General features: G+C 63.8%; 16 protein-coding genes. 8 read left to right on the forward strand and 8 right to left on the reverse strand.

Features of this window, described 5'->3' with window-relative positions:
* Positions 1-112: 112 nt before the first annotated feature.
* Entirely contained in the window at positions 113-586 is a 474-nt protein-coding gene (locus tag NKJ20_RS06125; RefSeq protein WP_352743080.1) for a VOC family protein, read from the forward strand.
* 172 nt (positions 587-758) lie between these two features.
* Here the strand turns inward: NKJ20_RS06125 and NKJ20_RS06130 are convergent, their stop codons facing one another.
* The 5 genes from NKJ20_RS06130 to NKJ20_RS06150 form a co-directional block, all read right to left on the reverse strand.
* Positions 759-2,351: a peptide chain release factor 3 gene (locus NKJ20_RS06130; protein ID WP_352540500.1), complete on the reverse strand. Its 1,593-nt coding sequence runs from the start codon at positions 2,349-2,351 to the stop codon at positions 759-761.
* Positions 2,352-2,441: 90 nt separating this feature from the next.
* The gene (locus tag NKJ20_RS06135; protein WP_352448491.1) at positions 2,442-2,648 is read right to left on the reverse strand and encodes a hypothetical protein; all 207 of its coding nucleotides are present in this window, start codon (positions 2,646-2,648) and stop codon (positions 2,442-2,444) included.
* On the reverse strand, positions 2,642-2,803 hold the full coding sequence (locus NKJ20_RS06140) for a hypothetical protein (RefSeq protein WP_352448492.1): 162 nt from the start codon (positions 2,801-2,803) through the stop codon (positions 2,642-2,644). Before NKJ20_RS06140 ends, NKJ20_RS06135 begins: the two co-directional genes overlap by 7 nt.
* 266 nt (positions 2,804-3,069) lie before the next feature.
* Positions 3,070-3,996, reverse strand: a complete 927-nt coding sequence (locus tag NKJ20_RS06145) for a haloalkane dehalogenase (RefSeq protein ID WP_352743083.1) — start codon at positions 3,994-3,996, stop codon at positions 3,070-3,072.
* 4 nt (positions 3,997-4,000) lie between these two features.
* The gene (locus NKJ20_RS06150) at positions 4,001-4,591 is read right to left on the reverse strand and encodes a TetR/AcrR family transcriptional regulator (RefSeq protein WP_352743195.1); all 591 of its coding nucleotides are present in this window, start codon (positions 4,589-4,591) and stop codon (positions 4,001-4,003) included.
* Between the two features lie 118 nt (positions 4,592-4,709).
* Between NKJ20_RS06150 and NKJ20_RS06155 the strand changes: the two genes are divergently transcribed.
* Positions 4,710-5,786 (forward strand): NAD(P)/FAD-dependent oxidoreductase, encoded by a 1,077-nt coding sequence (locus tag NKJ20_RS06155; protein WP_352743085.1) that lies wholly within the window; start codon positions 4,710-4,712, stop codon positions 5,784-5,786.
* On the opposite strand, the gene NKJ20_RS06160 is transcribed toward NKJ20_RS06155, so the two are convergent.
* Together NKJ20_RS06160 and NKJ20_RS06165 are read right to left on the reverse strand one after the other, a co-directional pair.
* The gene (locus tag NKJ20_RS06160; RefSeq protein WP_352448495.1) at positions 5,780-7,153 is read right to left on the reverse strand and encodes an amidase; all 1,374 of its coding nucleotides are present in this window, start codon (positions 7,151-7,153) and stop codon (positions 5,780-5,782) included. The two genes, NKJ20_RS06155 and NKJ20_RS06160, sit on opposite strands and share 7 nt — an antisense overlap.
* A gap of 170 nt (positions 7,154-7,323) precedes the next feature.
* Complete coding sequence (locus tag NKJ20_RS06165) at positions 7,324-7,539, reverse strand: DUF6356 family protein (RefSeq protein ID WP_023717932.1); 216 nt, start codon at positions 7,537-7,539, stop codon at positions 7,324-7,326.
* 115 nt (positions 7,540-7,654) lie between these two features.
* Here NKJ20_RS06165 and NKJ20_RS06170 point away from each other — a divergent pair, with 115 nt between their 5' ends.
* The 3 genes from NKJ20_RS06170 to NKJ20_RS06180 all read left to right on the forward strand — a co-directional run bounded on the left by NKJ20_RS06170 (position 7,655) and on the right by NKJ20_RS06180 (position 9,351).
* Positions 7,655-8,125 (forward strand): Lrp/AsnC family transcriptional regulator, encoded by a 471-nt coding sequence (locus NKJ20_RS06170; protein ID WP_352448497.1) that lies wholly within the window; start codon positions 7,655-7,657, stop codon positions 8,123-8,125.
* Between the two features lie 84 nt (positions 8,126-8,209).
* The gene (dut, locus tag NKJ20_RS06175; RefSeq protein WP_352448498.1) at positions 8,210-8,695 is read left to right on the forward strand and encodes a dUTP diphosphatase; all 486 of its coding nucleotides are present in this window, start codon (positions 8,210-8,212) and stop codon (positions 8,693-8,695) included.
* Positions 8,695-9,351, forward strand: coding sequence for an HAD family hydrolase (locus NKJ20_RS06180; RefSeq protein ID WP_352743087.1), 657 nt, complete (start codon positions 8,695-8,697; stop codon positions 9,349-9,351). Before dut ends, NKJ20_RS06180 begins: the two co-directional genes overlap by 1 nt.
* Positions 9,352-9,384: 33 nt before the next feature.
* Here NKJ20_RS06180 and NKJ20_RS06185 read toward each other — a convergent pair whose 3' ends face one another.
* Complete coding sequence (locus NKJ20_RS06185; protein ID WP_352448500.1) at positions 9,385-9,969, reverse strand: TetR/AcrR family transcriptional regulator; 585 nt, start codon at positions 9,967-9,969, stop codon at positions 9,385-9,387.
* An 80-nt stretch (positions 9,970-10,049) separates the two neighbouring features.
* Between NKJ20_RS06185 and NKJ20_RS06190 the strand changes: the two genes are divergently transcribed.
* The 3 genes from NKJ20_RS06190 (at position 10,050) to NKJ20_RS06200 (ending at position 12,274) form a co-directional block, all read left to right on the forward strand.
* The gene (locus tag NKJ20_RS06190; RefSeq protein ID WP_352448501.1) at positions 10,050-10,460 is read left to right on the forward strand and encodes an SRPBCC family protein; all 411 of its coding nucleotides are present in this window, start codon (positions 10,050-10,052) and stop codon (positions 10,458-10,460) included.
* Between the two features lie 75 nt (positions 10,461-10,535).
* A complete protein-coding gene (locus NKJ20_RS06195; RefSeq protein WP_352448502.1) occupies positions 10,536-11,393 on the forward strand; it encodes a hypothetical protein in 858 nt (285 codons plus the stop codon).
* 77 nt (positions 11,394-11,470) lie between these two features.
* Complete coding sequence (locus NKJ20_RS06200; protein WP_352743088.1) at positions 11,471-12,274, forward strand: isocitrate lyase/PEP mutase family protein; 804 nt, start codon at positions 11,471-11,473, stop codon at positions 12,272-12,274.
* The last annotated feature ends 8 nt before the right edge of the window (positions 12,275-12,282 follow it).

Raw genomic sequence — 12,282 nt, forward strand, 5'->3', positions numbered from 1 at the left:
TGTCGGATCGTGGTTTGCTCGAGCGTCCTTGAGCAGACGGCGGACCGGGCATCAATTGCCAGCCGGCCGTTTGCGAGCGAAACAAGCCAAAACCAGCCCGAGGAGCAAGCGAATGCAAAAGATCACCCCCTGCCTGTGGTTCGACGACCAGGCCGAGGAGGCCATGAACCATTACATCTCCATCTTCAAGAATTCGAAGGTGCTGAGCGTGATGCGCTGGCCCAAGGGCAGCGGCGATAATGAGGGCAAGGTGCTGATGGTCTCATTCGAGCTCGACGGCGTTCAGTTCCAGGCGCTCAACGGCGGCCCGCAATTCAAGTTCACCCAGGCAGTCTCGCTCTCCATCGACTGCAAGACGCAGGAAGAGGTCGACTATTTCTGGGACAGGCTCATCGCGGGCGGTGGCCAGCCCAGCCAGTGCAGCTGGCTGAAGGACAGATTCGGCCTCTCCTGGCAGGTCGTTCCCGAACAGCTGCCCAGGCTGCTGCTGGACCCCGACACGGAAAAGGCTGGCCGCGTGATGCAGGCGATGATGCAGATGAGCAAGATCGACATCGCCAAGATCGAAGAGGCAGCCAAGGGGTGAATGGAACGCGATCTTGCCTTCTCCCCCTGTGGGAGAAGGTGGATCGGCGCGAAGCGCCGAGACGGTTGAGGGGTGTGGGACGGAATGAGACGTTGGTGTTTTCTGGAACACCCCTCATCCGTCGCCTTCGGCGACACCTTCTCCCACAAGGGGAGAAGGGAAAACCAACAGCTCAAGCCGCCCTGTCGCGGACCTGATAATCCTTGACCGCGGTGAAGCGGATCGCCTTCCAGCGCTCGGCCTCGTAGTTGAGTGAGAAGGCGTGCTGGGCGAGGAACACCGGATCGTTGTCGAGATCGCGCGCGATGTCGCCGCGATGCGCCTCGATGAAGCGCTGGAGTTCGGCCTTGTCGTCGGCCGATATCCAGCGGCAGACGGAAAAGCGCGACATCTCGAAATCGACCGGCAGTGTGTATTCGAAGTTTAGCCGCTCCTTCAAGACGTCGAGCTGCAGGGCGCCGACGACGCCGACGATGGCTGGCGAGCCGTCCTCCGGCGAGAACAATTGCACGACGCCTTCCTCGGCCATCTGGTGCAGCGCTTCCTTGAGCTTCTTGGCTTTCATGGCATCGCCGAGGCGAACGCGGCGCAGGATTTCAGGCGCGAAATTCGGCACGCCGCGAAACAGGATCTCCTCGCCTTCGGTCAGCGTGTCGCCGATGCGCAGCGTGCCGTGGTTGGGGATGCCGACGACATCGCCGGCGAACGCCTCGTCGGCCGTGACGCGGGTGCGGGCGAAGAAGAATTGCGGTGCCGACAGGCTCATCGGTTTTCCCGTGCGCACCAGCTTGGCCTTCATGCCGCGCTCGAGCTTGCCGGAGCAGACGCGGACGAAAGCGATGCGGTCGCGATGGTTGGGGTCCATATTGGCCTGGATCTTGAAGACGAAGGAGGTCATCTTGTCCTCGGTCGCCTCGACCTTGCGGCTGTCGGCCTCCTGCGCGCGCGGCGGCGGCCCGTAGGCGCCGAGCGCCTCGATCAGGTCGCGCACGCCGTAATTGCGCAGCGCCGAGCCGAAATAGACCGGCGTCAAATGGCCCTCGCGGAAGGCATCGAGGTCGAGCGGGCGACAGGCCGCGCGCGCCAGCTCCAGCTCCTCGATGAAGGCCTCGCGCTCGTTCTCCGGCAACAGGCCGGCGACGCGGTTGGAATCGGGTCCATTGACCGGCGTGCGCTCCTTTTCGGCGTCGCCCTTGCGCACCGCGTTCAGCGCCAGATGGTAGGTCCCGGAAAAGGTCTTGCCGCGGCCGATCGGCCAGGTGATCGGTGCTGTATCCAGTGCCAGCTTCTGCTCGATCTCATCGAGGATGTCGAATGGATCTCGGCTTTCGCGGTCCATTTTGTTGACGAAGGTGATGATCGGGATGTCGCGCAGCCGGCAGACCTCGAACAGTTTCAGCGTGCGCGGCTCGATGCCCTTGGCGGCGTCGATCACCATGACGGCGCTGTCGACCGCCGACAGCGTGCGATAGGTGTCGTCGGCGAAATCCTCGTGGCCGGGCGTGTCGAGCAGGTTGAAGACGGTGTCCTCGTATTCGAAGGTCATCACCGAGGTGACCACCGAAATGCCGCGCTCGCGTTCGATCTTCATCCAGTCCGAGCGGGTCTGGATGCGGTCCTTCTTGGCCTTGACCTCGCCGGCAAGCTGGATGGCGCCGCCGAACAAAAGCAGTTTTTCGGTGAGCGTCGTCTTGCCGGCGTCGGGGTGGGCAATGATCGCGAAAGTGCGGCGGCGCGATACCGCTTGTTCGATGTCTTCAGCCAATTTCATGGAATCCTGTCTGTGGCGCGGGCTTCTAGCAGCGCTTTTCCGGCCTGTCGAACGGAAACACCGCTGATACCCCGGGCAGCAGGTTCAGTCTCTGACGATAGCCGCCTGCGTGACCGAGCCAGCGTCATCCAGGCGCATAACCAGCCATTCAGAATCGATCGAAAAAAATCCTCTTTCCGAACCAAGAATATAAACCAGACTCCATTTCTCGAAATAGTCCGTCTTCGGCGGCTCGCCGAGCATGGCAACAACTTCTGCCCGCGATTTCCCAACCAACGCCCCGGTCAGCACCAAACCGTCAGCAATGCGATGGGCTTATGCAAAGGATCCAGCCAGTTGTCGTCCTGCCACCAAGATCGAACGATCGGCAGCGGGCCGAAGAAGACGGCATAGACAATGGCGGCTCCGGCTGCAGCAAAAACCAGCCCTTTTATCCAGCGGCGCAAATGACCCTCATGTGATTGAGCTGAACGTTTCCAGTGAGGCGATCGTCATCGACCCGCTTCGAGAGCGGTCCCGGCAACGCTCTTGGCAAGTCTGTAGCATGGTGGCAATGAGGGCAAGAAGTCCTGGGCGTTTGAAGGTACACGGCCGCGAGCAAGAACATCATCGTCATTGGATCCGGCATCATTGGCGCCTCCATCGCTTGGCACCGGGAGAGCTAAGCTGTCGACCTCTCCGGCTGCCGCAGCCGCCGGTTCACATCCCGACCTCAGGCCGATTCGGTCGCTCGGCTCTCGAAGGCCACCTCCGGAATCCACTCGGCAATTGCGGCGCCGATCCTGTCGGCATGGTCCTCCTGCAGATAATGCGCGCCGGGTCCGAGATCGATCAACCGGCAGTTCTTCAGGCCGGCCGCGAATTCCCGTGCCGCCTGCGGCGAAACGAGGGCCCCCGGATCGCCTGAGAAAAGCAGCTTCGGGTAGGAGGAGAGCCGGAGCGCCCGATGGTCGTGCTCGCTGATGGCAGCGACATCGGCGGGCTGGCCTTCAATCGGCAGGTCGCGCGGCAGCCGCAGGATCGGCTTGCGCGATTGCGGCGTCGGGAACGGTGCCCGGTAGGAGGCTATTTCCTCATCGCTCATCGTGCGCAGCACCGCAGCCGGCAGCACCTTTTCGACGAAGACGTTGTCTTCCAGGACAAGCTTCTCACCGTCGCCAGGCGTGCGCATTGCCTTGAACAATTCGCGCGCCTGCGGACGCTGGTGAAAATCGTCCCAACTCTCGAAGGGGCGGATGAATTCCATGAAGGCGAGGCCGAGGATCCGCTGCGGCCGCCGGGCCGCGAGATGGAAGGCGAGCGCGGTGCCCCAGTCCTGCGCGACGACCACCACGTCGGTGATGCCAAGCGTCTCGATGAAGGCGTCGAGATAGCGGACGTGGTCGAAGAAGCGATAGTCGATGTCCGGCTTGCCGGATTGGCCATAGCCGATCAGGTCGGGCGCAATGCAGCGGCCGAACGGCGCCACATGCGGGATGATGTCGCGCCAGATGTAGGACGACGTCGGGTTGCCGTGCAGGAAGAGCACCGTCGGACCGGCAGTACCTGCCTCGACATAGGAGATGGTGGAATCGAGTACCGCGACTTGCGAGCGCGGCACCGTTGTGCGGGATTGCTGCTTTTCGAGTTTCGGGTTCATCGGATCAGCTCCTTTTTGCGAAGACTGTTTTGAGGACGATATTCTTGAAACGCTCGAGCGGTTCGGGACTGCGCTCCACCTTCATGCGCAGCATCGCGCCTTGCCAGGAACTCAACAGGAAATCGGCGAGGTCCTCGGCATCGAACGCGTCGGTGATGTCGCCAGCCGCCTGGCCCTCGGCGATGCATTCGGCAAAGGGCTTACGCCAGCGTTCGAAAATGGCGACGAGTTGCAGCCTCAGCGCCTCACTGTGAGCCGCCGTCTCGAGGCTGAGATTGCCGATCATGCAGCCCCGTGCCCAATCATGCGCCTCCAGCTTCGACGTGATGATTTCGAGATAGCCGCGCAAGCGCCCGACCGGGGGCGTGCCGTCCCGAGCAAGGGCCTGCTCCGCCAAACCGCTAACATAGGCGAAATAGCGGTCCAGCACCTCGCCGGTGAACGCCTCCTTGGATGCAAAATGATTGGTGAAGGACCCCGGACGGGCATCGGCCGCGGCGACGATGTCGCGTACGCCGGCGGCCGAATAGCCGGAACTCCAGATGGTTTTGAAACCGGCGTCGAGAAGTTTTTCGCGAAGTGAATGTCTAGCCATCGCGGTATAATACGTACGTACGTATTTAAAATCAAGAGGCATATTTGGTACCGCGCGCTCTTGGCAGAACCCACGGGCGATGGCATCGCAGTGGTGGCGTTGGAACGAGGAGTGAAGCATGACAGCGGCGAAACAAGTCATCGTCATCGGCGCCGGCATCATCGGCGCCTCCATCGCCTGGCACCTGACCAGGGCCGGAGCAAAGGTGACGGTCGTTGCCGGCAGCGGCGCCGGCGGCGTCGCGACACCGAATTCCTTTGCCTGGATCAATGCCAGCTGGGGCAATCCGGAGGTCTATTTCCGCCTGCGCATTCGGTCGATGGCCGAATGGACGCGATTGGCGAACGAGGTGCCCGGCATCCCGTTGCAATGGCGCGGTGGCCTATGCTGGGACCTGCCACGTCCCGAACTTGAGGCCTATGCGGCCGAGCACTCCGCATGGGGCTACGGCATCGAGCGTGTCGACCGTGCCGGAGCGGCGCGCATCGAGCCCAATCTGGCCGAGCTTCCCGATTTCGCCCTTTATGTCGCCGAGGAAGGCTTTGCCGAGCCGGTCGCCGCCACGCAAGCACTGCTGGCCGATGCCGAACGGCGCGGCGCGCGAATTGTAGCCGGGACGACCGTCACCGCTCTGGTGCAAGCCAACGGCAGGATTGCCGGCGTCGATACATCCGGCGGGCGGATTGCTGCCGACGAGGTGGTGATCGCGGCCGGAGCCGGCTCTCCGGCACTAGCTGCAACAGCCGGGATAGAACTGCCGATCGAGACACCACCCGGCCTGATCGTGCATTCGCGGCCGTACCAAAAGCTGCTCAACGGCCTGGTGATCGGCGACCGCCTGCACATGCGCCAGACGGCGGAGGGACGCATCATCGCCGGCTCGGATTTCGGCGGCGCCGATCCGGGCATGGATGCCGCAGCCACCGCCCGCAACCTGTTTGCGGCGATGAAGGCCATGCTGCGCGGCGCGGACGGGCTGGAACTCGATTTCCACACCGTCGGCTATCGGCCCACGCCGGTCGATGGCTTTCCGATCATTGGCCGCGCCGAAGGCACGAGCGGCGTCTACGTCGCGGTCATGCATTCCGGCATCACGCTGGCACCGGCCGTCGGCCTGTTCGCCGCCCGCGAAATCCTCGACGGCGAGCGCGATCCTCTGCTTGATCCCTACGGGCTGGCGCGGTTTACTCAATAACCGGACGGGCGGCGAAAGCCGCCGGCTAGCGGCTCGATTGCCCTGGCGATCCCGAGCAGGCGCGACTCCGACCAGCGTTTGCCAACAATCTGTAGTCCGATGGGCAGGCCGTCGCGATCTTGTCCGCAGGGCAGCGACAGTGCCGGATGGCCGCTGTAGTTGAACACCGCGCCATAGGCCGGCAGCATCCAGTAGCTTTGCTCGCTACCGTCGACCCCGATCGGCGTTCCTGGCTCGCAATGCGGGAAGGCGGTGGCCATGGCGACCGGGCACAGCAAGGCGTCGCAGCCGTCGAAGAACCGTTCCCACGCCAGGATGGGGCGGTCGCGGCGGGCGAGCGCCTCGAACCAGCGCGAGACCGGTGTCGGCTTCTCCCGCGGTTCGGGCTGCGCCGACTCCAGCATCATGCCGATCAGCGCGCCGCCTTGCTCCAGATCGTCGTGCAGGTCGAGCTTCGGCAATTTGGCCTCCTCGACGATCGCGCCTGCCGACTGAAGCTCCTTTGCCAGGCTTTCGACCGCCGCGCTGATTTCGCCGGCCACCGGAAAGCCCGGAAAGGACGGCGCGACGGCAATCCGCAAATTTCTGAGATCCAGCTCCGGCATGGTTTCGACCGGTACCGGCGCAAGGTCGGTATCGCTTCCATCCGGCCCGGCAATGAGGCCGTAGATCAGTGCCAGGTCCTCGACGCTGCGCGCCATCGGTCCGAGGCAGGAGATCAGCCTCACGCTGCGCGGCGCCCCGCCTGGATCGGGGAAGGCGCCGGCGAGCGAGACGCGGTGCTCGGTCGGCTTGAGGCCGTAGACGCCGCAAAAGGCAGCGGGCAGCCGGATCGAATCCTGCATGTCGGTGCCGACCTCGAACGGCGTCATACCGGTGCTGAGTGCCGCCGCCGCACCGCCGCTGGAGCCGCCGGCGGTGCGCTGGAGGTTCCAGGGGTTGCCGGTGCGGCCGAACAGCGGATTGTCAGACTGCCAGTCACCGAGCATTGTCGCCACGTTCGTCTTGCCCACCAGTATGCCGCCTGCCGCCTTCAGCCGGGCAACGACCGGACTGTCTGCCCTCGGGGCATAGTCGGCGAAAGCCGGGAAGCCGACAGTGGTTCTCATGCCCGCTGTTTCGTGCGTGTCCTTCAGTGTGAACGGCACGCCGTGTAGCGGCCCAAGGGCCTCGCCGCGCGCCTGGGCTTCGTCGGCCTTGCCGGCGCGTTGCCGCGCACCTTCCCGATCGAGGGTTACGACTGCGTTGACCGCCTCATTGTGCCTGTCGATCTGCGCCAGATGCGCATCCAGCGCTTCCACAGCGGAAATCTTGCGGTCGCGAATGGCGGCAGCCAATTCTGTCGTCCGGGAAAAGACAATATCCATCGTGGATGCTCCGGGCTATCGCGCCGCGATCCTCAAAATGGCGGATTGGCGCGTGGATGCAAGCCTGGCTCGGCATTCGACGATGGCGGCGCTTGATCGGGATTGCGCTGCGGGGCCTGTTGGGGGGCGGCCCTGTCCAGCGGCCTCGCTGCGCTCGGTACCTCTACGGCTTACCGTCCTCTGTTATGCGTCCGCTCATAGAGCTCACGGATGATGCCGCTTGCCGTGGTCTCGAACAGAAACGGCAAGAAAGCATGAATGAGCGCGGCAAAGGCCGCCATGAACAATCGCGACGAGAACCATGCGGCGAAAGCCATATGGCCGAAATAGCTCTCGCCGACCGCGGCCGGGTGAGAGGTGAAAAGTCTTGCGAGCCGTGCGGTCATGTCAATCCCTCCTGCCGGCATGAAGAGCCGGCGATGAGTATACTGGCACTGGTGTTCGGTTCATCGGTCTCAAATTGTCCTTGTGAAAGGCTGAATTTTGGGACAAACATCCCACATGGCGCAGGAAATCGACGAAATAGACCGGAGATTGCTGGCCGAGCTGCAACGCGACGGCACGCTGTCCGTCGACCAGCTCTCGGCAAGAATATCGCTGTCGCGCAATGCCTGCTGGCGCCGGGTCAAGCGGCTGGAGGAAGACGGCGTCATCACCGGCCGGGTGGCGCTGGTCGACGCCGACAAGCTTGGGCTCGGCCTTTCGGTGTTCATCCTGATCCGCACCTCCAACCACGATCCGGACTGGCTGCAACGATTCCGAGCGGCGGTGACTGGCTTTGCCGAGATCACCGGCGCTTACCGCATGTCCGGCGATCTCGACTATGTCCTGCGCGCCCGCGTCGCCGATGTGAAGGCCTATGACCGGCTCTATCAACGGCTGATCGCCAAGGTGGCACTGTCGGACGTTTCGGCCTCCTTCGTCATGGAGGAGATCAAGGAGACCACGGTCGTTCCGATGGAACTGCGCTGAAGCGGAACTGTGCTGAAAGAAAGCCGTTGATAGCATTGCCGCCGAGTTGACTGAACCGGCGTTCGCGACGATAGGATCAGCCTCATGCGCGCAGCACTTTATCCCACCTCCGTCATCGGTCCGGCTGTCGGCTTCGTCAGGCTGCCGCATGGCGAGGGATTGCCGCTTCCTGCCTATGAGAGCTCGGGCGCCGCCGGCATGGACCTGCGCGCCGCCGTCCCGGACGACAGGCCGCTTTTGATCCTGCCGGGAAAGCGCGCGCTGGTGCCGACCGGGCTGGTCCTGGAAATTCCGGAGGGCGTCGAAGGCCAGGTCCGGCCGCGTTCCGGCCTCGCCTTCAAGCACGGGCTCACCTGCCTCAACACGCCGGGCACCATCGACAGCGACTATCGCGGCGAGGTCAAGGTGCTGCTGATCAATCTCGGCGACGAGGATTTCGCGGTGACGCGCGGCATGCGGATCGCCCAGATCGTCTTCGCCCCGGTGACGCAGGCGACCGTCGAGGAGCGCACATTGGCTGGCGGTACGGCGCGCGGCTCGGGCGGCTTCGGATCGACCGGCACGGCCTGATGAAAATACCCAAGCTCGTCATCTTCGATTGCGACGGGGTTCTGGTCGACACCGAGAACCTGGCCAATCGGCGCCTCGCCGAATGGCTGACCGCGGCCGGCTTTCCGGCCAGCTTCGAATATTGCCGCAAGAATTTCTCCGGCCGCAGCATGGTCTCGGTGCAGAAGGAAGTCGAGGCGACCGGCGTCAGCCTCGGCGCCGATTTCGTCGAGCGCTGGAACGCCGGCCTGCCGGACCTGTTCGCGCATGGCGTCGAGGCCATCCCCTACGTTCGCGAGTTCATCGAAACCGTGCACGCCGCCGGCATCGCCACCTGTGTCGCGTCGTCGGCACGGGTGTCCAAAATGCACATCACGCTCGGCCAGACCGGGCTGCTGCCGCTATTCGAGCATGCGCTGTTCAGCTCGACCATGGTCTCGCGTGGCAAGCCGTTCCCCGACCTCTTCCTGCATGCGGCAGCGACGATGGGCTTCGCGCCCGCCGACTGCATCGTCATCGAGGACAGCGTCGCCGGCACGGCAGCCGGCATCGCCGCCGGCATGCGCGTCTATTCCTACCACGGCGACCCGCTTTCCGACCGCGACGGGCTGATCGAAGCCGGCGGCATCCTGTTCGACGACATGCGTAAACTGGCCGGGCTGGTGCCGATCCACTGATCGCCTTTGCGCAGGCTGCATGCGCGCCCGATCTCAGACCGGGCGCGGCGCTCCAAGTACTCGGTCGACCGTGTCGCACATGAGACTGCGCAGATTGGCCGGCCTGTCGAGATGACTGACGACAAGCAGGCCGTCGGCCGCCACCGTTAGCGCGTCCGCGGTGCGGTCCGGATCGCGATTTGCGTCAGCGATCAGCAGATCCCTTAGGATGCCCCACTTCCAGTGACGATGCTTATCGATTGCCTGGCGAACCGGGCTCCTCGGGTCGGGGTATTCGGCCGCGGCATTCTGGAACGGGCAGCCGCGGTAGCCCGGCTGATCCGCCGCGTCGGCGATGAGATCGAATATGGCAAGGATCATCTGGCGAGGTGGCCGCCGGCCAAGGCTCGCGATTGCCGCCCGTCCTCCCTTGCTGAGCTCCTCGATGTAGGCGCGGACGAGATCGTCCTTGGCCGCGAAGTGATGATAGAACGTCGCCTTCGCAACGCCGGCCTCGGCGATGATGCGGTCGATGCCGACGGCACGGACCCCCTCCAGAGAAAACAGCGCGGTCGCCGTATCGACGACGCGGCGGCGCGCAAGGCTTTCGGGACGATCGTTGATTCGGGCTGTGGACATGCCTTGACTATAGCAGACAGGTCTGTATATATCCACATTGTAGACAGACAGGTCTACCTACTAGCGGAGGAAAAACGAACATGGCTTCGATAGTCAGGGAAATCATCGTAGATGCTTCACCGGAAAGCGTATGGGCGACGGTGGGCGACTTCGCCGGCGGCGCCCAACGGATAGCCCCAGGCGTTTTCGTCGACTGCCGGGTGGACGAGGGCGACGTGCGGGCCCTTACTTTCGCCGACGGCAAGATCGTGCGAGAGCGGCTCATCGCCCGCGACGAGCAGAGCCGGCGGATCGTATGGGGATGGCTCGGCGATGAGGTCACCCACGATAACACCTCCATGCAGGTCTTTGCCGAGGGCGAGGGCCGGAGCCGCCTGGTCTGGATCCACGACACTCTGCCCGACGAACTCGGCGCGTGGCTCGCAGCCGCCATGGATCAGCTGGTGCCGGTTTTCCGGCAGACCCTGGCGAGCCAAGCCAAGCCAACATAGTGAGGCAACGCCAGGGGTTTCCTCTTGGTCGCAAAATGCTCTAGCTTGCGCGCGCCCGACATAACGAGCGCGCGCATGACCTTCTCCCTGCTTCGTTTCATCTTTGCCTGCCTGCTGCTGCCTTGTCTTTGGACGACGGCCAGCGCGGAGGCCGTCAGCTTCCCGGAGCTCGGTAGCGCCGTCCCCGGCCACGGCGATCTCACCTATCTCGATCTCGCCAGGATGGTCATTCCCGATCTGGCGGCGGACAAGGACGGCTTTTTCCGGGGTTCGATTCCGATCGAGATGCGCCACATCGCTGGACCGGACTACGACGGCTCGCCGCCGGCGACGTCGGGTCTTTCCAGCGGCGACGTGCTCGACATCAAGGCCGGCGCCAAGGACCGGCTGGCGATGCTGCTCGACCTCGGCGACTCGCCTGACAGCGCCGAGGGTTATGCAGTGCTGGCACTCTACGACATCACCGGCAAGCCGGCCTTGCTCGACGCGGTCAATGTTGCCGTCGACCGCAGCACCTACTTTCGCGATCCGGGCAAGCTGTCGATCGGGCCCGGCGATGACGTCATCATCACCACGAGCACGCATTTCAATTCGAGCCAGGGCTATGTGATCACGCCGCTGGTCATGGTCCGCAACGACAGGTTCGAGCTGATCGACATGATCTATACGTTCGACGAAAACCTCTGCACCAACCGAAGGACGCAGAATGTGGCCTTCCAGGCGATTGCCGACAGCCAGCCCTATGCAGCCATCAAGGTCACGGTGACCGACGCGACAGTGCCGGGCGATGAAAGCTGCGACGGCCAGCCGCCGCCAGAGGCGTCTTCGCGCGACATTTCCGTCACCTATCATTGGGACAAAATCGCTTCGCGCTACGTCAAGGATTCCGATGCGCTGGACCGATTGGCGGATGAGAACGCCAAACGCTTCTGAGCCAACCGCATTTGTTTGCCCGGCGCGTTCCGCCGGGCTAGAATTTGCCTCACATTCTGCACTGGAGGGGAGCATCCATGGACAAGGGCAAGATTTTTCGCGACCTGCATGCCTCGATCTTCGTCATGGCCAATTCCTGGGACGTTGGCACGACCAAGCTCTTGGCCTCATTCGGCTTCAAGGCGCTGGCCACGACCAGCGCCGGCTTTGCCTTTTCGCGCGGCCTGCCCGACGGCGCGGTGACGTTCGAGGCGATGATCCATCATTGCCGTGAAGTGTCAGCGGCGACCGGGCTGCCGGTTTCGGCCGACCTCGAAAAGGGCAAGGGCGACGGCGCGACAAGTGCCGGCGAGACCATCTTCGCCGCCGAGGCGGCTGGCCTCGCCGGCTGCTCGATCGAGGACCATACCGGCGAGCCCGCCAAGCCGATCTATGATTTTTCGCATGCCGTCGATCGCGTCGCGGCGGCGGCGGAAGCGGCACGGGCACTGAAACGCGATTTCGTCTTCACCGCGCGGGCCGAGAATTTCCTGTGGGGCAAGCCCGATCTCGACGACACGATCAAGCGGCTGCAGGCCTTCGAGAAGGCCGGCGCCGACGTGCTCTATGCACCGGGGCTGGGCGACATCGAGATGGTGCGAACCGTCTGCTCGGCGCTGACCAAGCCGGTCAACGTCATGGCCAGGCCCGGCTTCACCATCGCCGACCTGGCCATGGCGGGGGTAAAGCGCGTCTCGCTCGGCCCATGGCTGACCAATTTCGCCTTCGGCATGCTGGAGACCGCGGCGCGCGAGATCCAGCAGGATGGCACGTTCGGCTTCATCCGCGCCGCCATGCCGTTCGGCAAGCTGCAGGCGCTGTTTGCCAAATCTTCAGCCTAGGTCGGGCC

This window comes from Mesorhizobium sp. M0185 (assembly GCF_040322175.1).
In the GTDB taxonomy this organism is placed as follows: Bacteria; Pseudomonadota; Alphaproteobacteria; order Rhizobiales; family Rhizobiaceae; genus Mesorhizobium.